The sequence below is a fragment of the Lysinibacillus sp. CD3-6 genome (assembly GCF_006351725.2).
In the GTDB taxonomy this organism is placed as follows: Bacteria; Bacillota; Bacilli; order Bacillales_A; family Planococcaceae; genus Lysinibacillus.
The window spans coordinates 87,386-112,812 of the sequence record NZ_CP085880.1 but is presented as its reverse complement, the minus strand read 5'-3'; the positions used below and the strand labels follow the sequence as shown (position 1 = coordinate 112,812).

General features: G+C 39.0%; 25 protein-coding genes and 3 tRNA genes. 4 read left to right on the top strand and 24 right to left on the bottom strand.

The genetic code is table 11. From position 1 onward, the window contains the following. Positions 1–122: 122 nt before the first annotated feature. From dusB to FH508_RS00460, 16 genes are all read right to left on the bottom strand, one after another. Entirely contained in the window at positions 123–1,163 is a 1,041-nt protein-coding gene (gene dusB / locus FH508_RS00535; protein WP_228134279.1) for a tRNA dihydrouridine synthase DusB, read from the bottom strand. Positions 1,164–1,280: 117 nt separating this feature from the next. Continuing rightward, the gene (gene folK / locus FH508_RS00530; RefSeq protein WP_228134278.1) at positions 1,281–1,802 is read right to left on the bottom strand and encodes a 2-amino-4-hydroxy-6-hydroxymethyldihydropteridine diphosphokinase; all 522 of its coding nucleotides are present in this window, start codon (positions 1,800–1,802) and stop codon (positions 1,281–1,283) included. Next, positions 1,802–2,167 (bottom strand): dihydroneopterin aldolase, encoded by a 366-nt coding sequence (folB, locus tag FH508_RS00525; RefSeq protein WP_228134277.1) that lies wholly within the window; start codon positions 2,165–2,167, stop codon positions 1,802–1,804. Before folB ends, folK begins: the two co-directional genes overlap by 1 nt. Next, the gene (gene folP, locus FH508_RS00520; RefSeq protein ID WP_228134276.1) at positions 2,167–3,021 is read right to left on the bottom strand and encodes a dihydropteroate synthase; all 855 of its coding nucleotides are present in this window, start codon (positions 3,019–3,021) and stop codon (positions 2,167–2,169) included. Before folP ends, folB begins: the two co-directional genes overlap by 1 nt. 13 nt (positions 3,022–3,034) lie before the next feature. Then, a complete protein-coding gene (gene pabC, locus FH508_RS00515; protein ID WP_228134275.1) occupies positions 3,035–3,874 on the bottom strand; it encodes an aminodeoxychorismate lyase in 840 nt (279 codons plus the stop codon). Next, complete coding sequence (pabA, locus tag FH508_RS00510) at positions 3,858–4,457, bottom strand: aminodeoxychorismate/anthranilate synthase component II (protein ID WP_228134274.1); 600 nt, start codon at positions 4,455–4,457, stop codon at positions 3,858–3,860. Before pabA ends, pabC begins: the two co-directional genes overlap by 17 nt. Beyond that, positions 4,454–5,833, bottom strand: coding sequence for an anthranilate synthase component I family protein (locus tag FH508_RS00505; protein WP_228134497.1), 1,380 nt, complete (start codon positions 5,831–5,833; stop codon positions 4,454–4,456). The genes pabA and FH508_RS00505 overlap by 4 nt, the downstream gene beginning before the upstream one ends. A gap of 409 nt (positions 5,834–6,242) precedes the next feature. After that, positions 6,243–7,172: a cysteine synthase A gene (gene cysK / locus FH508_RS00500; RefSeq protein ID WP_228134273.1), complete on the bottom strand. Its 930-nt coding sequence runs from the start codon at positions 7,170–7,172 to the stop codon at positions 6,243–6,245. Between the two features lie 152 nt (positions 7,173–7,324). Then, positions 7,325–8,287 (bottom strand): peptidyl-prolyl cis-trans isomerase, encoded by a 963-nt coding sequence (locus FH508_RS00495; RefSeq protein ID WP_228134272.1) that lies wholly within the window; start codon positions 8,285–8,287, stop codon positions 7,325–7,327. Continuing rightward, positions 8,271–9,152, bottom strand: coding sequence for an Hsp33 family molecular chaperone HslO (gene hslO / locus FH508_RS00490; RefSeq protein WP_228134271.1), 882 nt, complete (start codon positions 9,150–9,152; stop codon positions 8,271–8,273). Before hslO ends, FH508_RS00495 begins: the two co-directional genes overlap by 17 nt. A 21-nt stretch (positions 9,153–9,173) precedes the next feature. Next, entirely contained in the window at positions 9,174–9,941 is a 768-nt protein-coding gene (locus tag FH508_RS00485; protein WP_228134270.1) for a type III pantothenate kinase, read from the bottom strand. A gap of 236 nt (positions 9,942–10,177) precedes the next feature. Next, positions 10,178–11,011: an aldo/keto reductase gene (locus FH508_RS00480; protein ID WP_228134269.1), complete on the bottom strand. Its 834-nt coding sequence runs from the start codon at positions 11,009–11,011 to the stop codon at positions 10,178–10,180. A 120-nt stretch (positions 11,012–11,131) separates the two neighbouring features. Then, positions 11,132–13,159 carry an ATP-dependent zinc metalloprotease FtsH gene (gene ftsH / locus FH508_RS00475; protein WP_228134268.1) on the bottom strand — a complete coding sequence of 676 codons (2,028 nt, stop codon included), beginning with the start codon at positions 13,157–13,159 and terminating at the stop codon, positions 11,132–11,134. Positions 13,160–13,450: 291 nt separating this feature from the next. Beyond that, positions 13,451–13,993 (bottom strand): hypoxanthine phosphoribosyltransferase, encoded by a 543-nt coding sequence (gene hpt, locus FH508_RS00470; protein WP_228134267.1) that lies wholly within the window; start codon positions 13,991–13,993, stop codon positions 13,451–13,453. A gap of 69 nt (positions 13,994–14,062) precedes the next feature. Then, positions 14,063–15,469 (bottom strand): tRNA lysidine(34) synthetase TilS, encoded by a 1,407-nt coding sequence (gene tilS, locus FH508_RS00465; RefSeq protein WP_228134266.1) that lies wholly within the window; start codon positions 15,467–15,469, stop codon positions 14,063–14,065. Between the two features lie 28 nt (positions 15,470–15,497). Further along, positions 15,498–17,891 carry a SpoIIE family protein phosphatase gene (locus tag FH508_RS00460; RefSeq protein ID WP_228134265.1) on the bottom strand — a complete coding sequence of 798 codons (2,394 nt, stop codon included), beginning with the start codon at positions 17,889–17,891 and terminating at the stop codon, positions 15,498–15,500. 371 nt (positions 17,892–18,262) lie between these two features. Here FH508_RS00460 and FH508_RS00455 point away from each other — a divergent pair. The 4 genes from FH508_RS00455 (at position 18,263) to FH508_RS00440 (ending at position 18,892) form a co-directional block, all read left to right on the top strand. Beyond that, positions 18,263–18,337: transfer RNA gene (locus tag FH508_RS00455), tRNA-Gly, on the top strand. 9 nt (positions 18,338–18,346) lie between these two features. After that, positions 18,347–18,423 (top strand) — tRNA-Met (locus tag FH508_RS00450). A 5-nt stretch (positions 18,424–18,428) separates the two neighbouring features. Beyond that, positions 18,429–18,500: transfer RNA gene (locus tag FH508_RS00445), tRNA-Glu, on the top strand. Positions 18,501–18,643: 143 nt separating this feature from the next. After that, positions 18,644–18,892, top strand: a complete 249-nt coding sequence (locus FH508_RS00440; RefSeq protein WP_228134264.1) for a hypothetical protein — start codon at positions 18,644–18,646, stop codon at positions 18,890–18,892. A gap of 390 nt (positions 18,893–19,282) precedes the next feature. On the opposite strand, the gene FH508_RS00435 is transcribed toward FH508_RS00440, so the two are convergent. The 8 genes from FH508_RS00435 to spoVT form a co-directional block, all read right to left on the bottom strand. Next, on the bottom strand, positions 19,283–19,711 hold the full coding sequence (locus FH508_RS00435; RefSeq protein WP_024362602.1) for a S1 domain-containing RNA-binding protein: 429 nt from the start codon (positions 19,709–19,711) through the stop codon (positions 19,283–19,285). Positions 19,712–19,845: 134 nt separating this feature from the next. After that, positions 19,846–20,250 (bottom strand): FtsB family cell division protein, encoded by a 405-nt coding sequence (locus FH508_RS00430; protein ID WP_228134263.1) that lies wholly within the window; start codon positions 20,248–20,250, stop codon positions 19,846–19,848. A gap of 16 nt (positions 20,251–20,266) precedes the next feature. Then, entirely contained in the window at positions 20,267–20,758 is a 492-nt protein-coding gene (gene yabQ / locus FH508_RS00425) for a spore cortex biosynthesis protein YabQ (protein ID WP_337980135.1), read from the bottom strand. After that, complete coding sequence (yabP, locus tag FH508_RS00420; protein WP_004229167.1) at positions 20,755–21,054, bottom strand: sporulation protein YabP; 300 nt, start codon at positions 21,052–21,054, stop codon at positions 20,755–20,757. The genes yabQ and yabP overlap by 4 nt, the downstream gene beginning before the upstream one ends. Positions 21,055–21,202: 148 nt before the next feature. Continuing rightward, the gene (locus FH508_RS00415; protein WP_228134262.1) at positions 21,203–21,493 is read right to left on the bottom strand and encodes an RNA-binding S4 domain-containing protein; all 291 of its coding nucleotides are present in this window, start codon (positions 21,491–21,493) and stop codon (positions 21,203–21,205) included. A gap of 4 nt (positions 21,494–21,497) precedes the next feature. After that, positions 21,498–22,958 (bottom strand): bifunctional methyltransferase/pyrophosphohydrolase YabN, encoded by a 1,461-nt coding sequence (gene mazG, locus FH508_RS00410; RefSeq protein ID WP_228134261.1) that lies wholly within the window; start codon positions 22,956–22,958, stop codon positions 21,498–21,500. Positions 22,959–22,967: 9 nt separating this feature from the next. Beyond that, positions 22,968–24,587 carry a putative polysaccharide biosynthesis protein gene (locus FH508_RS00405; protein ID WP_228134260.1) on the bottom strand — a complete coding sequence of 540 codons (1,620 nt, stop codon included), beginning with the start codon at positions 24,585–24,587 and terminating at the stop codon, positions 22,968–22,970. A gap of 161 nt (positions 24,588–24,748) precedes the next feature. After that, a complete protein-coding gene (gene spoVT, locus FH508_RS00400) occupies positions 24,749–25,285 on the bottom strand; it encodes a stage V sporulation protein T (RefSeq protein WP_024362596.1) in 537 nt (178 codons plus the stop codon). Between the last annotated feature and the right edge of the window lie 142 nt (positions 25,286–25,427).

Sequence of the window (25,427 nt, the reverse complement as noted above, 5' to 3'; positions counted from 1 at the left end):
AAAAATTAAAGTTAGCTGCATTAGAAATAACTTCTATACCAGTGTTAGTTCTATTCATTCTTGTCAGACAAACATATAAAAAGGAGGCATCTCACGTTAAAATGGAGAGGCCTCTTTTCTATTTATATAACTATTTCTTTATGCTCGGGTGCAAAAATGCCAGACTCCAGTTCTTCATACTCTTGCACTATTCCATTTAAAATCGCACGTAGCTCAACTGCTGTTTCGGTTTGATTAATAGCGCTACGAGCTTTACCGTTACCACGAATGCCTTTTAAATACCACGATGCGTGCTTACGCATTTCGCGCACAGCCACACTCTCGCCTTTTAATTGCAGTAGACGTTCAAAGTGCAGTAAGCATACATCCATTTTTTCGCGCACTCCAGGCTCGTCTTTTAGCTCACCTGTTTCTAAATACTGAACTGTACGATAAATCATCCACGGATTACCTAATGCCGCACGTCCTATCATGACCGCATCTACACCTGTTGTATCAAGCATACGTTTTGCATCTTGCGGTGTTTCAACATCACCATTGCCAAGCACAGGAATATTAACATTTTCCTTTACTTGACGAATAATATCCCAGTTTGCTCTACCTTCGTACATTTGCACACGAGTACGGCCGTGAACAGCTAGAGCAGAGGCGCCAGCACGTTCTGCAGCCTGCGCGTTTTCCACAGCAAAGATATGTTCATCATCCCAGCCAATACGCATTTTTACGCTGACTGGCTTTTTCACAGCATCTACAACTGCTGCGACCATTTCATAAATTTTGTTAGGATCTAGCAGTAACCGAGCGCCTGCTTCACACTTAATAATTTTATTAACTGGACAGCCCATATTAATATCAATAATATCAGCATTTGTATTTTCATCTACATACTTTGCCGCTTCTACTAATGTCGTTTTATCTCCACCAAAAATTTGCAATGAAAGGGGATTTTCACGTTCATCGATATAAAGCATACCTAACGTTTTTTCGTTTTTATTCACGATTCCTTTATCACTAATCATTTCAGCATATACAAGCCCCGCTCCGAATTCTTTTACCGTTAATCGGAAAGCAGAGTTACAAATCCCAGCCATTGGTGCTAAGACGACACGGTTGTCCATGACAATATCGCCAATTTGAAACGGCTTCTCAGATGTCTGACTCAACGTCGATTTCCTCCTTCTACGGGCTTTTACCCTACATTCCTAAAGCTCTATTGTTAGTGCTTAGACCATGATCGTTAAGCTAAGCACAAATATTAAAGTATTACCGACTTATGCACATTATTTCATAGACGGCATAAATCTCATATCCGATGAGTCTTTCCATAGCATTACGCCCTCTGCTTGGCAATTTAGCTGTTTCAACGTGTCATGCGCTCGTTGTAATTGCTCACCCACGGGTGTAGGTGTAATTTCTATTAGAGGTACTAACACGAAAGCCCGTTCATACATTCTTGGATGTGGAACAAGCAAACTCTCTGTTTCAATATTCTCGTGATTGTAGAGTAAAATGTCAAGGTCAATGATTCGAGGTCCCCACCGAAACTCTCGCACACGACCTAGCTCATTCTCTACCGACTGACAAATCTTCAGCATTTCCGAAGAAGAGCAGCTCGTTCTAATAGCAACCGCAATATTTAAAAAATCCGCTTGGTCAGTGTAACCTACAGCCGCGGTTTCATATATAGAAGATATACGAATAACCTCTACGCCTTCTTTTTCCATCAAAAGCTCGATTGCTCGCTGAAGGTTTTCATAGCGCTCACCAATATTTGTACCAATAGATAGATACACATCATTCATCAGAAATCACCTCGAGTAATCTCAACCGAAACTTCTTTATAATAACCATGTATCGGAGGATCTGGTTTGATGAGCTCAACCCGAACACCTTTTACTTTGTCAGGGTAAGCAGAAAGTATACTGTTTGCCATTTTCGATACGAGTGCTTCGATTAACTTAAACGGCTCACCCTCAACAATGTCACGACAGAGTTCATATACTTCCGCATAATTAACAGTGTATGCTAAATCATCTGTTAGTCCCGCTTCTGTCATATCGACCGCCAACGAAACATTAGCACGGAAGCGTTGACCAAGTGTTGTTTCTGCCGCTAAAACACCGTGGTAACCATAAAACTGCATGTCCTTTAAATGAATATAGTCCATTATGCTTCCTCCTCATATATACGTTTGCCGACTAACACATCCGTCATTTGTGAAGCACGGGCCATTTCCTTTACATCATGTACACGAATCATATGGCAGCCTTTTTCTATACCATAAACAACGGTTGCACTTGTACCTTCTATTCGCTCTTCTACAGGAAGCTTCAATACATTGCCGATCATTGATTTACGTGAAGTTGCTAATAATACTGGATAACCCATGTCCACTAAATCAGCAAGATGCTGCATCATTGCAATGTTATGAGACGTTGTTTTAGCAAACCCTATACCAGGATCTAATATAATATGCTTATCTGGCACACCTGCCTTTTTAGCGATGGCAATACTTTCTTCTAGGTCGGCTTTTGCTGTTGCCCAAAAATCATTTCCGTAGTCCATGTTATCGCGATTATGCATTAAAATTATCGGGACATTGAGTTCTGAAGCAACCTGTGCAATGGCAGGTTCTGATTTTGCACCCCAAATATCATTAATAATATGCGCACCCGCTTCAACTGCAGCACGTGCTACGTTCGCTTTATACGTATCAACCGAAATAATCGCTGGTACTTCTGCTATTAACGCCTGAATTACTGGTACAATGCGAGCAATTTCATCTTCATCAGAAATACGCTCATAGCCAGGGCGTGTCGATTCGCCGCCTACATCAATAATTTTCGCCCCATCAGCGACCATTTTTTTAGCTTGTTCTACCGCTGCCTCGACGTTATTGTATTTTCCTCCGTCAGAAAAAGAATCTGGCGTGACATTTAAAATACCCATCACGAAAGTTTCGCTTGTATAATCTAATGTAATCCCGTTAATCGTTAACGGTGTGATATATTTTTCTAGCATTTTGACGCTCCTTCTATTCTTGTTCCACTTCTTTGACAAACGCTTCATGTAAACGCAAATAAATAGGTCCTCTATTGCCTAACAACTGTATATCTTCTAATCTACAAATTGGAACAAGCTCTTGCACAGAGTTTGTAATAAAACATTCGCTGCCTTGCTCCACATCATTTTTAGTAAAAAGACCTTCTTGTATTTCAATACCTAGTGATTGTGCACGCTCAATTACCCATGCTCGCGTTATCCCAGGCAAAATACCAGCTTCTAAAGAAGGCGTATATAGTATATCATTTTTCACCCAGAAAATATTTGATGTGACACCTTCCGCGACATAACCAGTCTCTGTTAAAAAGAAACCTTCCTGTTCAGCCAATGAGGGCATTTCAAATCTTCCTAAAACGTTATTGCCATAATGATGTGACTTTACACGTAGCTCACCCTCAGGCGTATTCCGTCTTGTCTCCAACCATTGTGCTGTTTTTTCTTTGCCACGCGGTGCATCAAGTAATTCTTTACGAAAGATAATAACATTAGGTTGGGTATATTCCCTCGGTTGCAAACCTATACCATGCTCACCAGCAGATACATTTACACGAAAATAACCATCTTGTCCACCCGCTACTGCATTTAATCGTTCACAAACAGCAAGCAATTCCTGTTCTGTATATGGCATTTGAATGCGGAATTGTAAGAGTGCCGTTTGCAACCTTTCCATATGGGCATCCCAAAACAGCACGTTCCCGTTATAAGTACGAAACGTCTCAAAAAAACCTAACCCATACAAAAAGCCGTGGTCAAATGGTGAGATTCGTAATTCATCCGCCGCTAGATAGTTTCCATTAATCCAGCACTGCATTTTGCTTCGCTCCTTGTACATACAATTCAATAAAATGTCGCAGAAGCTTTTTCCCCTGTTCGGTCATAATAGATTCTGGATGATATTGCACACCTTCTATTGGATAGTCTCTATGACGAATACCCATAATTTCTCCTTCTTCCGTCCATGCTGTTACATCCAAGCATTCTGGTAATGATTCTTTCTCCACAATAAGGGAATGATAACGCGTTGCTTTAAATGGATTGGGCATACCTGCATGTAGCCCTATTTCCGCATGTAACACTGGAGACGTTTTACCGTGCATTAAACGCTCAGCACGAATAACATGTCCGCCAAATACTTGGGCAATTGCTTGATGTCCTAGACATACACCTAAAATAGGAATATTTCCCGCGAAATAACGAATAATGTTTAAACTTTCACCCGCTTCGTTCGGACTACAAGGTCCTGGAGAAATAACAATCATATCAGGCGCAAGTTTTTCAATATCTGCAATCGTTAACGAATCATTTCTTTTCACAATTAATTCATGTCCAAACTCACCAAAATACTGCACAAGATTATATGTAAAAGAATCATAGTTATCAATCATTAAAATCATTTTGCTCGCTCCTCCGCCATAGCTTTCGCTTGCCACATTGCTTTTGCTTTATTTAGAGACTCTTGGTATTCTCTTTCTGGTACAGAATCTATGACAATACCTGCACCCGCTTGTATATGAGCCATGCCATCTTTAACAAATGCCGTTCGAATCACAATATTTAATTCCATATCTCCTGTATAGCCTAGCCAACCAATAGAGCCTGTATATAATCCTCGTCGAACGGGTTCCAGTTCTTCTATAATTTCCATCGTACGAATTTTAGGTGCGCCCGTAATCGTTCCGCCTGGGAACATCGCTCGCACAACATCTGCATTTGTCTTTCCATCAGCTATTTCACCACGAACATTTGACACAATATGCATCACGTGTGAATAGCGTTCAATCACCATAAATTCGTCTACTTCAACAGTTCCGTAGGCTGAAACTCTCCCTAAATCATTACGCTCTAAATCTACAAGCATTACATGCTCAGCTCGCTCTTTCTCGTTATCAATCAATTCATGCGCCAATGCAATGTCTTCCTCTTGCGACTTCCCTCTTGGACGTGTACCTGCTATTGGTCGTGTTGATAGCTCATTACCATGGCGCTTTACAAGCAACTCAGGTGATCCTGACACAACAGCGAACTCAGGCGCTTCAATATATGCCATATACGGCGACGGGTTAAATGCACGTAATGCCTCATAAACATCCATCGCGGTAGCATTTAGCGTTTTAGATTGACGTACAGATAAATTCACTTGGAACACGTCACCTTGTGCTATATATGTTTGAATTTTTCTCACTGCCGCTTCAAAATCCGTTCCTGCGAACGATACAAGTAATTCACTTTCATCATTAACCACTTCAACAGCACTGGTCTTTTCAAATTTTCGTAATTGTAAACCTTCCTGTGCCGCCACTTGCCATGCTTGCGCGCGCTCTTCTAGATTTACATCGCTGTTTGCTAACTTCATAAGCGTCACTGCATTTGTCTTAACATCATGTACTGCCCAACAGTCAAATAAATAAAAATAAATATCTGGCACCATTAAATCATCTGTTGCTACTATTGGTAGCTCTTCAATTTTTCGAGCGTAATCGTATGACACAAAGCCAATTGCACCCCCCTGAAAAACGGGTAGCTCAGGGTCATAAGCTAATTGATAGGTAGCTACTAATTGTTCTAGTAAATCAAGCGGCTCACCTAATAACATTTCACTGCTCCCATTTCTCCACTTTACTAATAGACCACCTTCAATTGATTGGGCTGTTGCAAGAGGTTGCCAAGCCGCAATTGAATAATGCCCTCCACGTCCACTCTCTAAAAAAACATGTGCTTGTTCATGTTCTGTTTGCTTCTTATAACTATAAAAAAACGCGTCTGCGTCCATCTCCGTCGTTATGGTAAATAATGTGTTCACGTTACTCTTCCCCTTTGAATCATATGATGTGATTCCATCTTAACTAGAAAAATGAAAAGATGCGAATGTTTTTGCTAACAATTAAATACTATAACCATTCCTCATATTGCAACAGATTGTATGCACAATGCCAGCACACTTCAGTACCAATTGCATTTGCTCCCTGTCAAAACGCCAAAAGAGAGTTGATGGTAGTGGACGAATGGGGGCTCCTGCGCATATTGAGGGGTGCAGCTTACATACATGCCTGCAAAAAGGAAACGTATGGCACAAAGCATGTCGTCATCACTATTCTAAAAAGAAAAAACTGTAGGCAAACTCAATTTAATGAGTTTGCCTACAGTTTGCGAGACTCGTAGGAGAGCCTTTTTTATTTTTATTAGTCTTCAAATTGATATAAAGGTGTAGATAGGTAACGCTCACCATTTGAAGGTACAATGGCAAGAACATTTGAGTCTTTGCCTAAACGTTTTGCAGTTTCGATTGCTGCATAAATTGCTGCTCCTGACGAAATACCACATAGAATACCCTCTTCACGTGCAACTTTACGAGCTACATCAAACGCAATTTCATTTTCTACAGGGAATACTGATGAGTAAACATCTGTATCTAATACTGCAGGCACAAATCCAGCACCAATACCTTGAATTTTATGTGGACCTGGTTGACCACCTGAAAGTACTGGAGAGTCTTTTGGCTCAACAGCAATAATTTCGATTTCAGGGTACTTCTCTTTTAATACGCTACCAGCACCCGTAATTGTACCACCTGTACCAACACCCGCAATAAACGCATCTAATTTTAAGCCATCAAATGCTTCTACGATTTCTGGACCTGTAGTTAAACGGTGTACAACCGCATTAGCTGGGTTTGTGAATTGTTGAGGTAAAAAGTATCCATGCTCTGCTGATAATTCTTCTGCCTTTGCGATAGCGCCTTTCATACCTGCTGGTCCAGGAGTTAACACTAAATCGGCACCGTATGCACGCAATAAATTGCGACGCTCTAAACTCATTGTTTCTGGCATTACTAAGATTGCTTTATATCCTTTAGCTGCAGCGATCATTGCTAATCCAATCCCAGTATTACCTGAAGTAGGTTCAATAATAGTGCCACCTGGTTTTAGCGTGCCGTCTTGTTCAGCAGCTTCGATCATTGCTAACGCTAAACGGTCTTTTACAGAGCTTCCTGGGTTAAAATACTCTAATTTAACATAAACAGTACCTTCGTTTTCACCTGTTGCATGATTTAATTTTACAATTGGTGTTTTACCAACTAATTCAGCTACCGAGTTTGCTAATCTACTCATTTATCAATCCACTCCTAATCCCTACTATTTTTATAGGTTTTACTTATTTTGTATTTTATCAATTTTTCAGTTGAATTGTCAATCAATAAAACTTATATTTTCAGAATATTTATTAGAAGCCAGAAAGTATACTACTCCCTGGCTTCCTTTTATTATTTCTTTTCCTCACCATAATACCAAGTTGCCTTAAACTCAGACCAAAATGCTTCTGGTGTTATCGATTGTTGTAGTTGCTCCAACGCAAGCTCTCGTTCGATATGTTCTTTCACATCGTCATATGTAAAGGATTGACCTTCTATTACTTCTTGAACTTGCACAATTCCGTAATGTCCGTTGTCTAACTTAAATGCCTTACTAACCTCATTTGCTGATAAAGCTTTCGCTGCCTTCAAAATAGCTGGGTCAATATTGCCCTGCTTTTCAGTTAGGAAACCGATATCTCCACCTAAGCTTGCTGAAGCACTATCAATTGAAATTTCACGTGCAAGCACAGAAAAATCGGAGCCATTTTTCAGTTCACTTAACGCTTCTTCAGCAGCTTTCTTTGAATCCACCTCAATGAAATTCGTACGATAGCTTGTTTCAGTATTGTATAGCGCTTTGTTTTCTTCATAGTATTTTTGAATACTATCTTCTTTTATAACTACATCTTTAGTCAGTACTTTATCTAAAATTAGACCTGAGCGAATTTTTTGTTTTAGCTGCTCAGCTGATAAATTTTGCAATGCCGTATCAAATTTATCTTGAGCTGAACGCATTAACGCAAGCTCTAAATTAATTTCTTTATCAGACACTTTTATTTTATATTTATCAGCTGCCTTTTCCATAACCGATTCATTGACTAAATTTTGGAGTGTTTCTTTACCATAGCGTTCTTCCATAGCAATCATCCACTCTTGGCGAGTTATCACATCACCATCAACGGTAGCGACCTGTTCGTCGCTACCGATTTCCTTACCGTTATTCGGAATTAACCAAGCAATAAACCATAAAAAATTTCCTAAAAATAATATAGAGAAAACTATTAAAGCCGGCTTTGTTTTTAAACGGCGTTGCAATAAAGGCGTTTGGTTTGTTGAAGATGGTTGTGGTCTACGATTACGCGTTGAGCTCATCAATAAATCCTTCTAGTTCATCTTTTGAGAAATGGTACGTTTCTAAGCAGAAGTGACATTGTGCTTCAGCCTCTCCATCTTCATCAATCATTTCTTGGATTTCTTGTGAACCTAAGCCTAAAATTGCTGCTCCAAATCGCTCTTTTGAACATTGACATTTAAATTCAACCGGCATTGAATCTAAAATTTGGACTTTCCCTTCTCCTAATACAGCTTCTAAAATTTGCTCTGGTGTATAACCTTTTTCAATCATTTTTGAAACAGGTTCAATTGTTGCTAAATGCTGCTCGATTGCATCAATCGTTTCTTCTTCACAGCCTGGCATAAGCTGAAGAATAAAGCCACCCGCTGCAAGAATTGAATTATCTGGATTTACCAACACACCAAGCCCTACAGATGAAGGCACCTGTTCAGATGTAGCAAAATAGTAAGTAAAGTCTTCTGCAATTTCTCCTGATACAATCGGTGTTTGTCCAGAGAACATATCACGTAAGCCAAGATCTTTTACTATCGTTAATGCACCTTCTGTTCCAACACCAGCTCGTACATCTAATTTGCCTTGCTCGTTTAAATCAAAATGCACATGAGGGTTTGTCACAAAACCACGCACTTCACCACGGGCGTTACTGTCAATCACCATAGGGCCGATTGGACCATTACCTTCCACTTTAATCGTAATTTTTTCTTCACCTTTTAACATTGCGCCCATCATTACACCAGCAGTCATTGAACGACCAAGAGCTGCCGATACAACTGGCCATGTATTATGTCGACGTTGTGCTTCCCCTACCGTTTCTGTTGTACATGCGGCAAAAACACGCACTTGCCCATTAAAACCTAACCCACGAACTAAATAATCTTTCATAAATGAAAAGTCCCTCTTTTCTTATTGGTTGCGTTTATATAATTTATATAAACCCTTTAATGTTAAAAATGGATCGACTACATCAATAGCTTGCGTCTCTCCAGCAATTAAATTTGCTAGCCCACCTGTTGCAATAACAAGCGGCTCTTCCTTACTTTGTGCTTTCATGCGATTAACAATGCCCTCAACTTGTCCAACAAAACCATAAAAAATGCCCGCCTGCATTGCAGAAACGGTAGTTTTTCCAACAATATGTGGAGGACGTAGTATTTCAATACGCGGTAACCTAGCTGCCTGCGTATAAAGTGCCTCAGTTGAAATAGAAATTCCTGGTGCAATAGCGCCACCCATGTAATCGCCTTTTTCATTCAAATAACAATATGTTGTCGCTGTACCAAAATCCACAATAATTAACGGTGCTTTATAAGCATCTAATGCTGCTATTGCGTTTACAATACGATCTGAACCAACTTCACGAGGATTTTCATATTTTATATTCAATCCTGTTTTCACACCTGGTCCAACTACTAGTGGTTTTTTGCGAAAATACTTTTGACACATAGATTCTAATGAAAACATAATTGGTGGTACAACCGAGGATATAATAATGCCAGTAATTTGTTCAAATGAAATGCCTGCATGATTAAAAAAAGCTAATACTTGCATTGCATATTCGTCTTCTGTTTTGTGAAGATCTGTTACCATTCGCCAATGGAAAGCTAGCTGGTCATTGGTATCATAGACTCCCAATACTATATTTGAATTTCCTGCATCCAAAACTAAAATCATGGACGATGCCTCCATATCAAATTCACCTTTATGCCATATGCTAATTTGCATTATTTGTGCAAACCTACCTACAATGACTAGTCGCCCCTACTTTATATTAAAAAGGCTCAGTAATGAACACTAAATAAAGTTTGAACACTTTAGAAAATGATACCACACTTTTAAGACAATGAAACAGCATTCCTACTCACGATAAAAGGAGCTACTCAACATTTTAGCAAGTAGCTCCTTAAACATTATTTAAAATTAAATTTTTCAGGATCTGGACCGCAACGCAAGCCGTCGTTCATAGCATCTAACTGTGCCATTTCCTCATCTGTTAAAGCAAAATCAAAAACATGTAAGTTCTCAGTCATACGTGCTGGAGTCATTGTTTTTGGTATTGTGACAACATCATGCTGAACATCATATCGCAAAACGATTTGCGCTGGTGTTTTACTGTATTTACTTGCTAACTGTTGAATCAACTCTTCCTCTAACAAAGAACCATTCATTAACGGAGACCATGCTTCCACTTGAATACCGTTCTCTTTACAAAAGTGACGCACTTCTTCTTGCGTTAAATGGGGATGGAACTCAATTTGATTAATAACTGGAATAACCGTCGTTTCTTTTAACAAAAGTTCTAAGTGATGCACATGGAAATTACTTACGCCTATTGAACGAACTCGTCCGTCCTGATAGATTTTTTCAAGCGCTTTATATGAATCGATATAATTCGTATCTAAACCTGGCCAATGAATTAAATATAAATCTAAATAATCTAAACCTAATTTTTCTAAACTACTATCATATGCAGCAAGTGTCTCTTCATAAGAAAGTCCGTCATTCCAAACTTTAGAAGTGATGAAAAGCTCATCTCGGGAAACTAGCCCTTCTTCAATTGCGGCACGGATTCCTCGCCCGACACTTTCCTCATTACGGTACACTTGCGCAGTATCTATACTACGATAGCCTTTTGCAATAGCTGTTTTAACAGCCTCAGCCAAATCATCTCCATCTGGCACACGGAATACGCCATAACCTACTAAAGGCATTTCTAGACCATTGTTCAATGTTACATTACCCATATCCAACACTCCTATCCATTACGCAAATGCATAATATACTATTTATATCCTAATGCTTCAGGCCAAAAAAAGGCAAAGAAAAAGACTGCTTATGAAATTCATAAGCAGTCTTTAACGTGATTACTCACGCTTTTCGTCGATTCCTTTTGGTGCATCATTTTGTTCCGAACCTTCTTTTGGTAGATCCGCTGTTGTTGGTGTTGGCGCATCACTTAGCAATTCTTTTTCAAGAACTGGCTTCCCGACTTTTTCTAATGACGGTTGTGCTTCAGCTTTTGGCGCTTCGTCTTCAACATTTTCCACCGCTTCTGGTTCTGGTAGGACACCATGATCACGTAAATGCTCAATTTCTTGCGCATTTAATGTTTCTTTCTCCATTAATGTATTCGCAATTAAATCAAGTAAATGACGTTTTTCTGTAAGGATTCGTTTAGTACGTTCGTATTGCGTATCGATAATTTTTTGCATTTCTTTATCGATTTCATAAGCAACTGAATCAGAGTAGTTTTGATCTGAATTGAAGTCACGACCAAGGAATACATTGCCACCTTGACTTGACCCAAATTGCATTGCTCCAAGATTTTCACTCATGCCATATTCTGTAACCATAGCACGTGCAATACTTGTTACCTTTTGGAAGTCATTATGAGCTCCAGTCGATACTTCGCCTAACACAATTTCCTCTGCCACACGACCACCAAGTAGTCCTGCGATACGGTCTAAAAGCTCTTGTTTCGTAGTGAAGAAACGTTCTTCCTTCGGCAACATAATTGCATAACCGCCCGCTTGACCGCGTGGGACAATCGTTACTTTATGAACTGTATCCGCTTCATCAAGTTCAAGACCTACTACAACGTGACCAGCTTCATGGAAGGATACAAGCTTTTTCTCTTTTGCTGAGTAAACACGGCTAGCTTTTGCTGGACCTGCGATTACACGGTCAGACGCCTCATCGATATCTGCCATATTAATCGAACGTTTACTTTTACGAGCTGCTACAAGTGCTGCCTCGTTTAATAAGTTTTCTAAATCGGCACCAGAGAAGCCTGGTGTACGTTGTGCTACAGCTGCTAAATCGACTGAATCCGATAAAGGCTTATTGCGTGCATGCACTTTTAGAATTGCTTCACGTCCTTTTACATCAGGATGTCCTACTGTAATTTGACGGTCAAAACGACCTGGACGTAATAACGCTTTATCTAAGATGTCTGGACGGTTTGTTGCTGCGATAATAATAATACCTTCGTTTGCACCGAAGCCATCCATTTCAACTAATAATTGGTTCAATGTTTGCTCACGTTCATCGTGACCACCGCCAAGACCAGCGCCACGTTGACGACCAACAGCATCAATTTCATCAATGAAAATGATACATGGAGCATTTTTCTTCGCATTTTCAAATAAATCACGTACACGTGAAGCCCCTACGCCGACAAACATTTCTACGAAGTCAGAACCTGAAATCGAGAAGAATGGTACGCCAGCTTCACCAGCAACTGCACGAGCAAGCAATGTTTTACCTGTACCTGGAGGACCTACAAGTAAGATACCTTTTGGAATACGAGCGCCAATTTCAGTGAATTTGCGGTGATCTTTTAAGAAATCTACGACCTCTACAAGCTCAGCCTTCTCTTCATCTGCACCCGCTACATCAGTAAAACGGACTTTTTTCTTTTGGTCATCATAAAGCTTAGCTTTACTTTTACCAAAGCTCATTACTTTATTGCCGCCACCTTGAGATTGACTCATTAGGAAGAAGAATAAGAAGATAATAATGATGAATGGAATAATACCTGTAAAGAACTGTACCCATCCACTCGTTTCTGGTGCTTTCAAGAAATCTATATTGCTATTCTTATCCTTAGCAGCTGCATCGATTCGATCCATCAATGATTGGTTATCGCGGGGAAGGTTTACTGTGAAACTTTCGCCTTTTTCATAACCTTTCATCGTACCTTCAACAATATATACTGATTTATCAGGTTGAATTTTTGCTTCTGTAATTTCATTCTTATCAAGAGCTTCTAAAAACTCTGGGTAAGTAATTTCTTTCGTCGGCGAATTACCACCGTTGAAAGTACCAAATATACCAATGATCACTAGGAAAATCAGTAAATAGAATATGGTATATCGAAATATTCGATTCATCTCCAGCCTCCTCATTACAAACAGAAAAATTATAAGTAAAATCTTAACATATCATGATTTCATCATACAACGAAAAGCCTTACTTAAAAAAAGTTTCGTTAGAATTTTGTCGAAATCTAAACATATTTATTCCTACTAATTACAATCCCAGCGTATTTACACTTGGTGATTCCTTTTGGGCACAGCCTTTTATGTGTCCGAATTGAATAGTATTTTAACAATTCATCACCTGTGCATCCACTGGAGGCTTAACGCTGTTTTCACTCGGAAAACCAAGTGGATATTTAAGCATTAAAACGAATAAACTTCCGGTTTTAAAATACCGATGTATGGTAAGTTGCGGTATTTTTCCGCGTAGTCTAAACCATATCCAACTACAAAGCCATCTGGAACTTTGAAGCCAACATAATCAGCAGCAAGATTTACTTTTCGTCCTGACGGTTTGTCTAAAAGCGTAACAATTTTAATTGATTTTGCTTTACGATACTTAAATAAATCTACTAGGTAGCTAAGCGTTAATCCGCTATCGATGATGTCCTCGATAATTAATACGTCACGCCCTTCCACACTTGTATTTAAATCCTTTAAAATCTTTACTTCCCCAGATGAAACAGTAGCATTACCATAGCTAGAAACATCCATAAAATCTAGCTCAATGAAAGAATCGAAACGTTTCATTAAGTCTGTCATGAATGGCATCGCACCTTTAAGTACGCCAACAGCCAATGGGAATGAATCTTTATATTCCTCTGTTAATTGGGCACCTAGCACGGCGATTCTTTCTTGCAGTTGTTCTTCTGTAATCATAATTTTTTCGATGTCATTTTGTAACATATCGATTCCTCCTCGTGTTGTTTCAAAAATTTTCAACCTGTATGTAGGTGAAATATTTTACAAAGACCATTAGTCTACGATGAGCACTGTATCATCGCTTGGCTGCGGGGTTGTTGAAAAGTAAATCCCCATACGCACACCAATTACCGCTACGACCTCGTCAGATTGAGAAATCAGTAACGGCCAGCTATTTCGCTCATTTAAAGGAATCTTTTCATCTATAAAAAGGCGAGATAAACGTTTCGGCTTATCCATTCCTTTTAACAGCATTCGGTCTCCTTCCTTACGTGCCCTAATATAGAGTGGAAGTGTAAGTTTGTTAGCGTTAAAGTAAAAAAGTTGTGCAGAATCCGTAAGCAAATCAGGTGCCAATTCAGACAGACGAACGACAGATAGACGAATACCATTTATCATTATCGCCTCTCCATTAGCAGTTAAAACAAATCCTTTTTCTGGATAAATCTCACTTTCTAATGAATTGCTTTTTTGAATCGTCAATTTGCCATAACGGCGAACTGCTATAAAACCTTCTGGCAAGTGAATTTCAGCATACCCAGATGTTGTTTCACAAAGCTTTGAAAGCGAAGTTAAAATAGCATAACTTTGTATCGTATTTGAATCTTTGTAAAGATAGTTTAATAGTATTAAAATGAGCCTCCTTTGTAAAGCAGGTGCTACCATTTCAAACGCTTCTATCTCCATACTATACATATTTCCATTGTATATTTTTACTGTTTTTGAAAATATGTCTTGTGCAAGGGTCATTAAGTACGCATCATCCTCTTGCAAATGCTTTGTAAAACGACTCGTCTGCTCAGCTACACGTGGATTTTCCGCCTCCAATAGTGGTACTACGTGGTGTCTAAAGCGATTTCTTACGTAGGAATCTTTCGTATTGCTCGCGTCTTCACGATAATTCAAGCCTTGCTTCTGTAAATATTCCCTTATTTCAGACTTTGTAACCGTTAAAAACGGACGAATTAATGATTTTCCTTCAAAAAAACGCTGTGAGCGAATACCTTGCATACTATTCATCGTGGCATTTTTCGTCAAGGCCATTAATACTGACTCCAGTTGGTCGTCCGCATGATGTGCAGTTACAAGCTTGGTTGCCATCGTTGTATGTATGATTTCACCAAAATAACGATAACGTTCTCTACGGCAAATTAGCTGCGAGTTGCCATTTTCTGATGCTAAAATTTCTGGAATTGGAATCGCTGTTGAATGCAATGTAATGCCGTATTTATCACAATAATTTTGCACAAAAGCTCGATCCTCTGCTGAAGCCTCACCTCTTAACATATGATCGACATGCACTGCCTCGATTTCAATCCCCCATTGTTCTTTTGTTTTAATAAAGTAATGGAGTAGCGCCATAGAATCTACACCACCCGAAACGGCGATGAGAAGATGATCGTCTTGCTGTAGTAGTTGCTCTTCATCAATAAATTGTTTGACCTTTAATTCAAATGACAAACGCTTCTCCTCCCCTTTTCGTTCTCTTTTATGAAGACTGGCTCATGGAATATTGGACTGGTTTAAATACCGCCCATGTTGGTACGACGTGGGTAACTTCTAACATTAACACTGTACAGTCATCTTCTATTTCATAATACGATTGGAAGGACTGCATAATCGTTGTTAATTTATCTTGAATTGTTTTATTTGTGCTTGCTACCTGTTGTGCGAACGCTAAAAACGCTTCTTCCTGTTCATCCCAGTCGGCGACACTTGAAAACAGACCGTCTGAATGCATAAGAATGACATCGCCTGCCTTAAGCTTTCTTTTTTCAGCTTCTACTGCTGAGATCGACAAAAAGCCAACTGGTGCTGCGTTACTTTCTACTTTCAATACCTCTTTACCACGTAAAATATAGGTAGACATGCCTCCTGCCTTCCACGACCATAAGTCACCATGTTGTAAATCCACAAGAGCAAAATCAAGCGTTGCGTACATATCGTCTTGTTGCTTTAGTGACATCACATAATGCAAAGTATGCATAGCCGTCTCAGGATTCATATTGAAATTCAAGCATTCCCGCATTAAATGAATCAATTTTCTACTTTCATGCTGTGCTTCTTTACTCTGTCCCATACCATCGGACAATAATATCGCAAATAGCCCTGGATGCAATTGGAACAGTGCGTGTGAGTCACCAGAATACAATGTTGCATCTTTTGACATGCTATATATATCATACTCTACTTCAAAGCTAATAGCTGACCTAAAGCTTACTTGTATGTGACGAAATGGTACATCGCACTCGACTACCTTTTCAATTTCGAATGGCTCATCAAAAGTATCATATAAAATCGGTAAAATCATACGCTCCGCCAGTGTCGTGTCCTCTTCCCAGTCGACACGTGCAGGTGCTAATGCACATACGATTTTTCGTGCTCCCGCCTTATTGCTTAGCACATCAAGTTGAAAACATTCTATATGGGCATCTTTTAATCGTTGAACAATATCCTTCTCCACACTAACAAATGAAATTGTTTCTTCTTTCATCTCAGCGATAAGCTGATTAAGATGATTACTCATATCACGTAGTTGTAATGCAATCATTTTTTTACCGTGAAAATACTGGCCATTTATTCGTTCTCTATAAAGCTCCGTATCCAGCTCCTCGAATATTTTCGTTGATTTAACGCATTTATAACGTATTTGTTCTTCCACTCGATGGATAGCAGACTCCTTCCCTACGCCTTTCATATGAAACCAATCCGTCATTAGCTTGTCCATGCCGTTATTTTGTGCTCCCCAGCATCGATCATGACGGAAACAGCTTAAACAAGTATTCATAGGGGAAACTTCTTCCTTCACCGCTACAGGAGCCGTCATAAAGCGTTCAAAGACTAATTCTTTCATGAAATGAACGAAGTGTTGAAAGTGCTCTAGCTTAAATGTAACATGCTCTGTCAACCAATGCTGCCTTGCTAATAAAACTTCTTCTCGTTGTGGAAAAAGCTTATGCCGTACTTTATCTGAATAGCTTTTAGGAATAACTAAAAAAGCAATACTGCCTAAAGCTATGGAAGTGAAATACACACTATCTAAAGGTAATGTTGCATCATAAAATAGAAAAAACACACTTGGCAAAATACTACCAATCGCCACGCCAAATCTTCCTGCACGTGCTGCCATACCTGCACAAAGACCTGTTAAGGTAATGACCGATAGCATGCCTGTAAATGATAGCTTAGCCACTCCGATAAGCGTTCCAAGTATCGCTCCTATAACTGTTGCTAGTGGCACACTTCCTACAAATGCACCGAAGCAAATTAGAACTTGCAATAAAAAAATCGGCAACGAGAAATAGCTAATGACGACCGCTTGCATCCCCGTTAGCATGGCAGCAAATACAACTAACGCCGAACCTAGCCGCTCATATGTCCAATTACTTGTAAACCACTCATAAGAGTTGATGAAGAGCACTTGCATAAATAACGTCATAATAAGCGCTAAAGCTACCTCACAACCTACATAAAATTGTACAAGCACTGGCGGAAGACCTTGATACATTATGCCCTGCCACAGCACTTGTACGCTTAGTACAGCAAGGGATACGGCAATGCTTTGGGGGAGTCGCCAATATCGGAAACGCATTATACACTCGTACATGCCTATTTGTAATGCTAGAATGAGGACTTGTCCAAAACCTAGGAAATAGCAGCCTATTAAACCGCCAAATAATACGAATTTCGCATACTCTTTATATTTACTGCGAATAATCGCCCAAAAAGGGACAGAGAAAGGTACAGCTGCTTCAAACACAACAGATTGAGCTAAAAAAAAGGCTGTTAAAAAAAATAGGGAACCTATAAACAATTGCCTTTTTCTCGCCCCCGATTTTTGGTCGTCTACATTCACTGTTTCATACCATTCAACACTCGTCATTTCATAATCCCCTTTCTACACTTTTTCGTTATTATAAGAAATTATGTGTGGAAAGATTGTCTGACGATGGCAAAAAAAAATATAAACATTTCGACGAATACATATGCATAAATACGATAATTGTCAGTAACTACTAAAAAAACGGGTAGCTGCGCATATTTACAGTAAATATTTTTCGCAATATTCCAACATTAACTGTATTTATGGTACTAATGTCAATATTCGCGTACAAATAATTCCTTTCTTTGTCTATTCATTAAGCTAATACACGTTTTTTCAACTTTATTAGATTTTTATTAAACTTTTTTCATAAAGATGTTGACACTTTGTTTAATGGATTGTATTATTTAACTTGTCCTTTAAAAAGACATGCGGAAGTAGTTCAGTGGTAGAACACCACCTTGCCAAGGTGGGGGTCGCGAGTTCGAACCTCGTCTTCCGCTCCAATAAAGTTTGGCGGCCTAGCTCAGCTGGCTAGAGCGTACGGTTCATACCCGTAAGGTCGGGGGTTCGATCCCCTCGGCCGCCACCATATTCGGCCCCTTGGTCAAGCGGTTAAGACACCGCCCTTTCACGGCGGTAACACGGGTTCGAATCCCGTAGGGGTCATACATATAAAAACGTCTCAGAAGCACTTCTGAGACGTTTTTTCTTGTTTTAAACCTAATACGTCAGCATTTTAGTATGCCTACCTTCTCATCTTATGGCATACTAATTATAAAATGCACGTGTTACTAGGAGGTTCACTTTCTTTGGGTTCATTAACTAAAGCTGCTTTAACATGCGGGAGTGGCTCAATGATCATTCTCGTATCAATACTTATTAACTTACCCTTCGTCATTCAAATTTTCTTACTTTTTGCAGGCCTCATTATAAGCGTATATGGTGTGTACTTACTCGTAAAAATGGTCACTAATCCTGTGGAGAAGACGCCTGAAACACCACCAGAGAAGCCTGTATCAGCTCCGAAAAAGAAAAAAGGGCCCACTTCAACTTTATAGGTATACTCTCTCCATTCTCGTACTTTGTAGAGTGTAAACACCCCGTCGATTAGCGTTCCATTCGCTCCATTTGTACAGGTACGGCACTTTTCTGGTGACTACTAGACAAAGCCATTTGCTGCTTGCGCTATTCTCGTAGAAATGTCGCACCTACCCAAAGGAAGAGGAATGACATATTTGGCGTCGCTCGTCGCCAATTAAATACTTTAGGTCAATCACACGTAATTTCTACTACATGAAATTACGTTTTTTAATGTCATAATACTTATGCCCTCAGCAACCGTATACCATTGTTGCTTCCAAATAAAAAAAGATTAGCCTTTGTCATAAACAAAAGCTAATCCCCGTTCTATTTAATACACTTTTTCTACGATTAAAACAGTCAGCAAACTACCCTCTTCTAGCCCCGCGACCACCACGTTTTGACTCTGTAGCACGTTTTAATGTTGCTAGACGTTCATCACTATCTTTTAAGAAACGTGCCATTTTTTGCTCAAAGTTTTCCTTCGGCTGATGGCGTTCGTTACGATCATTAGAACGATTGTCACGACGCGGACGTTGAGGACGCTCTGGTCTCTCAGCTTGAGGCTTTGCTTTACGAATCGAAAGACCAATCTTTCCATCCGCTTCAACATTCATCACTTTTACTTCAACTTCATCTCCAACTTTTAGATGCTCATTGATATCTTTTACATAATTGTCAGCAACTTCACTGATGTGTACTAAGCCTGTTTTGCCGTCTGGCAGCTCAACGAATGCTCCAAAATTTGTGATTCCTGTTACTTTACCTTGTACCTTGCTGCCTACTTCAATTGACATAAAAAAAATGCTCCTCCTTAAAAATTAAGCGACTCTTTTGAGCCATGTAATCAATTTAATCAAACTTTTTACTTCAATAAGTTTCTCTTTTCATTATATATAACTAAAAAAGAGTGTCAACAATACATAGCTTATCAGTCGTCTTTTTTATCTTCCTTCTCAGGAATAATGAAAATAATTTCACCTTCCTCAGATAAGAAGTACTCTTTGCGTAATAACTTTGCAATATACTCATCATCTTCTAATTGTTTGATTTTAAGATTTAGTGAATCCTGCTCATCTTTTACCTTTACCAAATGCTGAGTTGCCTCTTGTTTTTTCTGTTCTTTTTCAGCTAGCGTCTCCGATTGATGGACTAGAACATTTATGAGGAAGGCGATAATGACGACCGGCACAACCGCAAAAAAGACAATTCGGCGCAATTTTCGTTTACGCGATTGCATTTTACGATTCATAGCTTTATCCGTGTTACGGACATAGTCATTATCAAGCTTGGTGTAGTTTTGTTGTTCATTTTTTGATGAATGACGTTTAGTCATGCCCGCACCTCCGAAGTTATTGTTGTCTTTTATTATACTTGATATATCGAAATTTTTTAAATAAAGTGTAGGACAAATACGAATAAATTTTGACAAAAGGTCTTAAGACGAATGCACCAATTTTCATAAATATGTGTAGGATTTGTCGAATAATAGCGATTATTAAACGTACGATAAACCAAAATGGTTTCCATGTTATATTCACTATTATACGCGCAACGAAACGTAAGAAGCTTTGAAAAAAGGTCTGATATAAAAATATACCCGCAATCTGCGCAAGCGGGTCGTATGCCCGCCATGCGCCATCTTTTAGCCAAAATAATAAATAATACGTTAACCCTCCTAGTAGAATCCAAGTCAATAATTCTAAAACCATCATCCACTTTCGGAGGCTTGACCTTTTGGGAGTTGAAAAAACAATGAGCCTTACACTATCAATAATAAATCCAACTGCGATACCGCTCACAACCATGACTAATAGCTGAACGAATTGCTGGCTAACAATCATCCAAACAATTTATGAAGGAAACCTTTCGAGAAGCCACTTTCCTCCTCGTCATACTGCAAGGTTTTTACAGTTCCTTCAAGTGTCAATAACCCTTTGTCAACATCTAAGTGAACGATATGCAGTTCCTCTCCACGAATCAATAAATGCCCTTGGGACGTCTTAATAAAAAACTCTTCCTGATCAAAGCGTTCAATTGATTTTACAGAAGTCATGTCCATTCTTTTACGATTACGAATCGTTAAAATATGTTCTCCAGATGGAATTGTGTAACGATTACTTTCTTGATGTAGCGTCATTTTTTTCCTCCTTTAGTCGTCCTAGCTTCTGTTCACTTTATGCGGACAACCTTAAAAGCATGACAAACTTTATGAAAGTTGCCTTACTTTTATTAGGAAAAATTTATAACATTACTATCGAGCACGCTTAAATTCAGAGACCTCTAAATTAATCCTCGTCATCAATAAATTCAGGCTCCACCTTTTCAAGACGCTCTTCTTTTAAAATTGTGAACATCTTTGCTGCATCTTCTTTTTTAACAGTGTCACGTAATTCTTCTACACGAGCTGTTACAATTTTTTGGCCAAAACGAATAGCTAGCTCGTCACCAGCCTTTACACTACTACTAGCCTTTGCTACTTTGCTATTAATTGTGATACGTCCTTGGTCAGCGACTTCTTTTGCTAACGTACGTCGTTTTATTAATCTTGAAACTTTTAAATATTTATCTAATCGCATTTTATTACTCCTTCTCAAGTTGCTTTGCTTCAAGCCAAAAAGCATCTAATTGTTCTAGTGTATAATCTGAAAATGGCTTACCGCTAGCCTTTACTTTCGCTTCTACATAGCCAAAGCGTCTTGCAAATTTCTCATTTGCATGTAACATGGCCTCTTCTGGTGATAGCTTATAAAAACGAGCTAAATTCACGAGTGTAAATAACACATCTCCAAATTCATCGAGGCGCGTCATATTAGACCCTTTCGCCACTTCATGTCGGAATTCCTGCCACTCTTCTGCGAACTTATCCCATGCACCATCTACATCAGGCCAATCAAAACCAACTTTAGCCGCCCTTTTTTGATAATTGTACGCTGTTTGCAATGCAGATGAAGCACGGTATTCCTCTTTTAATAACGGCTTGTCACTAATACCTTTTTCTTCAGCCTTTATCGCTTCCCAATTAGCAACAACACCGTCTGCATCTTCAACTGACACATCTCCAAATACATGTGGATGACGACGAATCATCTTTTCACTAACGGAAGCCAACACGTCCTCTAACGTGAAATAGCCTTGATCTTCTCCGATTTGCGCATGTAGAAATACTTGTAATAACACATCCCCAAGCTCTTCAATCATTGCAAAATCATCCTCTGCATCTACAGCGGCTAAATATTCATGTGCTTCCTCTAGTAAATATTTCTTTAATGATTCATGTGTTTGCGTTTGATCCCAAGGACAGCCATTTGGTCCACGCAAAGTAGCAATAATTTGACGGAAAGTTGTCCAATCACGTAACGCTTCCTCCTGTGAAGTCACTGGTGGCACATATACTGTTGTTAAATTATTTACTTCAACGCTTTGGTCAAGCTCATATAGCGGAACTGTCACTAGCTTCTCTTGTGAGGAACCTGCTGCTGTAACGACCGTTACTGGATATTCATCATCATATTTCTCCATTAATGTCAGCTTCACTTCCGACGCACTGAATGTATCATATACTTGCGCAATTAAAATGTGCTGGCGCATATTAATGTCATGCATAGAAAAGCTCGTACCATCCAGTAATTGAAAGCCCTCAATTGGATCAATTTTTAATGCACCAAAAATCGGGTCTAAGAAGCTCTGACCACCTTCTATTACTACATTGACCTGACCTTCTTCCGCCGCTTGAATAAGTAGCTGCACAGTTTGCTCTGCAACTAGCGGATGACCAGGTACAGCATACATTACATCGCCCATTGAAGTGGCCTCGATTAATCTTTGTGCAATTTCTTCATATACTGGCTGGAATGTACCATGCTTTTCATATACAGCATCAAAGCTTTCAAATTGTAAGCCTTCGTTCGCTAACTCCTCTAGTACAGGGTGATCGACCGTCCGAACAAACAATTTATTTGCCGCTTTTAATTTTTTATAAACACCCATTTGCAGTTGATTGAAATCACCCGCACCAAGGCCAATTATCGTTAATGTATTCAATAACTCCACCTACTTCTTTCTATTTAACCATAGTTGATAAACAGCCATTCTACGACCAAAAGGCAGTAGATACCATTCCTTTTCAGCAAGTACTCGTAGCTTTGCGATGCAAGTAATCATCACAACGGCGCCAATACAAACCGCACTAAAGCCAGCTCCCACTGCGACAAGGCGTTCAGATAAAAAGCCTTGTAACAAAGTAGGGACAAATCGTAGCCACACTATTACGACCACTGCCATACATAATGAGGCAACACTAATTTTTTGATAAAAGCTTGCTGGTGCCAATTGAATACCTGTTATTTTCTTTAAATACAGTACGAGCGCTAATGCTGTCAACAAAAGACCCACATTATTAGCAACAGCAGCTCCGAGAACACCCATCGGTTCAATTGTAAACACATTTAGCACTACTTTTAATAAAAAGCCTATTAATAAAAATACAGCTGGTATTTTTAATTTTCCATAACCTTGCAAAATCGCTGTAAATGTCAAAATAATTGACAATGGTACAATTTGTAGGACATATAGCATGAGTACTTCTGACAGTGCATCTGTTTTAAATAGCATGGCATTAATATAAGGCATAACAAGTATTAGCCCTAGGGAAGCTGCCCAGCCAAACAATACCGATGCTCTATACGTAAGCTGTATAAACGGCATTGCGCTTCGGCCATTTTGCTTGTTAGACATATGTGCAACAAGGGGCACAATGGCAAGCGATAACGAGGAAGCAATAACAACCCCTAGCTGTACCAATGGTTGTCCTCGATCATAAATGCCTTTTGTTTCCTTTGCTATTGTCTCATCCATCCCACTATCTATTAGTAGTGAAAAAATAGTAAATGAATCGACAAGCTGATAGCCTAGCAATAATAAACTACTCATACTTACACTTAAACTAAGTAATGTTACTTCTTTTAACACAGGCAAGCTTGCAAGTCGTTGTTGTTGTTTGCCAATAAATGAACCAAAGCGTTTTCTAAAAAGAAACGCAATTAATAATAGGCCAACTACTTCTCCAACGACGGTTCCAATAATAGCCATTTGCCCTGCCCCATAAAGGGATTTTGTTGTTGACATTATGATAAACGTTCCAGCTAAAATGACAGAAACTCTTACCGTTTGCTCCAATACTTGTGCATAAGCAATAGGCTCCATAATTCCTCTCGATTGGAACCCCCCCTTAAAAACAGCAAGTGCTGGCATTACTAATACAATAAAAGATCCTGTTCGTAGTAATGGCGCAAGGCTGGTATCACCCATCATTGTTGCTAAAACATCTGCTCCAACAAATAAAATACCAAAAAATATAAAAGATAAAACTGTTAAATAGCGGAAAATAATCCGCATTATACTTCGTCTTTTCTGTGTACGTTCTTCCTCATTTACTATACAATCATTATCTGCAAGCATTTTTGAAATGGCTACAGCAAAACCACTTGACGTCCATACTACAAAGATAGATATGACAGGATACACTTGTTGGTAAATGTAAAATCCCTCGTCACCAACTAGATTTTGAAAAGGTACACGATAAATTGCGCTTAACACTTTCACAATAAGGGCAGCAATGGTTAATAATGCCGCTCCCTTCATGTAACTTTTCATACCAAATCGTTCCGACATAAATTGTCCTCTTTCCTTCATTTAACAATGCCAATAGTATAGCATACCTCAAAAGTATGACGCTCACGTTAACACTGTTTCCGCTATCGGCACAGTATTATGTATACAAAAAAAGTTATTGTTCACCCTAAAAGAGTCATGACAATAACTTTCGATGTTCATCAATTATTCATTTGTTTAGATAAGAAATTAGCAGCTGTTTCCACTACTTTTACTTCTACTTCGCCTACAAAATGGACTTTAGATAAAACAATGATACAACCAATTGGATCACCATTTACCATGATTGGTGTTGCACAATATGATTTTACTTGCTCATATTGTCCAGGAACAATCTCAATAGTTGTTTCCATTTTCTCAATTTTTGTTGAACGCTCGTCCATAAAACCTTCTGCAAAAGAGGTAATACGGCGATTAATATATTCTTTCTTGCCAATCCCTGCAACAGCGATTACTTCGTCTCTGTCTGTTACAAACGCTGGAGTGCCTAGCGTTTCATACAATGTTTCTACATACTCACGTGCGAATTCTCCTAAATCATTAATTGGAGAATACTTTTTCAAAATGATTTCACCTTCACGGTCCGTATAAATTTCTAACGGGTCACCTTCACGAATACGTAGCGTTCTACGAATTTCCTTCGGTATTACCACACGTCCTAAATCATCTATACGACGAACAATTCCTGTTGCTTTCATGCTAAACTGCCTCGCTTTCGTATTCATTAAAATTTTTCTACAACAATAGTATGGTTTTTCTTAAGACAATCTATGCAAAAAATGAACGAAAAGGATTTTGAATCCAACATTATTTTTTTTAATAAAAATTTGTCTTTTCATA

Bases quoted from the DNA above. Each gene is read 5' to 3' on its own strand.
- FH508_RS00415 (WP_228134262.1), bottom strand. From the start codon at position 21,493: ATGCGATTAGATAAATATTTAAAAGTTTCAAGATTAATAAAACGACGT.
- FH508_RS00405 (WP_228134260.1), bottom strand. From the start codon at position 24,587: ATGTCGGAACGATTTGGTATGAAAAGTTACATGAAGGGAGCGGCATTA.
- folP (WP_228134276.1), bottom strand. From the start codon at position 3,021: ATGCTAGAAAAATATATCACACCGTTAACGATTAACGGGATTACATTA.
- pabA (WP_228134274.1), bottom strand. From the start codon at position 4,457: ATGATTTTAATGATTGATAACTATGATTCTTTTACATATAATCTTGTG.
- folB (WP_228134277.1), bottom strand. From the start codon at position 2,167: ATGGACTATATTCATTTAAAGGACATGCAGTTTTATGGTTACCACGGT.
- FH508_RS00485 (WP_228134270.1), bottom strand. From the start codon at position 9,941: ATGATTTTAGTTTTGGATGCAGGAAATTCAAATATAGTATTGGGAGTC.
- folK (WP_228134278.1), bottom strand. From the start codon at position 1,802: ATGAATGATGTGTATCTATCTATTGGTACAAATATTGGTGAGCGCTAT.
- cysK (WP_228134273.1), bottom strand. From the start codon at position 7,172: ATGAGTAGATTAGCAAACTCGGTAGCTGAATTAGTTGGTAAAACACCA.
- ftsH (WP_228134268.1), bottom strand. From the start codon at position 13,159: ATGAATCGAATATTTCGATATACCATATTCTATTTACTGATTTTCCTA.
- FH508_RS00460 (WP_228134265.1), bottom strand. From the start codon at position 17,891: ATGACGAGTGTTGAATGGTATGAAACAGTGAATGTAGACGACCAAAAA.
- hslO (WP_228134271.1), bottom strand. From the start codon at position 9,152: ATGAAAGATTATTTAGTTCGTGGGTTAGGTTTTAATGGGCAAGTGCGT.
- FH508_RS00505 (WP_228134497.1), bottom strand. From the start codon at position 5,833: ATGGACGCAGACGCGTTTTTTTATAGTTATAAGAAGCAAACAGAACAT.
- spoVT (WP_024362596.1), bottom strand. From the start codon at position 25,285: ATGAAAGCAACAGGAATTGTTCGTCGTATAGATGATTTAGGACGTGTG.
- pabC (WP_228134275.1), bottom strand. From the start codon at position 3,874: ATGCAGTGCTGGATTAATGGAAACTATCTAGCGGCGGATGAATTACGA.
- FH508_RS00435 (WP_024362602.1), bottom strand. From the start codon at position 19,711: ATGTCAATTGAAGTAGGCAGCAAGGTACAAGGTAAAGTAACAGGAATC.
- FH508_RS00430 (WP_228134263.1), bottom strand. From the start codon at position 20,250: ATGACTAAACGTCATTCATCAAAAAATGAACAACAAAACTACACCAAG.
- yabQ (WP_337980135.1), bottom strand. From the start codon at position 20,758: ATGATTGTTAGCCAGCAATTCGTTCAGCTATTAGTCATGGTTGTGAGC.
- FH508_RS00495 (WP_228134272.1), bottom strand. From the start codon at position 8,287: ATGAGCTCAACGCGTAATCGTAGACCACAACCATCTTCAACAAACCAA.
- hpt (WP_228134267.1), bottom strand. From the start codon at position 13,993: ATGTTACAAAATGACATCGAAAAAATTATGATTACAGAAGAACAACTG.
- FH508_RS00480 (WP_228134269.1), bottom strand. From the start codon at position 11,011: ATGGGTAATGTAACATTGAACAATGGTCTAGAAATGCCTTTAGTAGGT.
- yabP (WP_004229167.1), bottom strand. From the start codon at position 21,054: ATGACGCTACATCAAGAAAGTAATCGTTACACAATTCCATCTGGAGAA.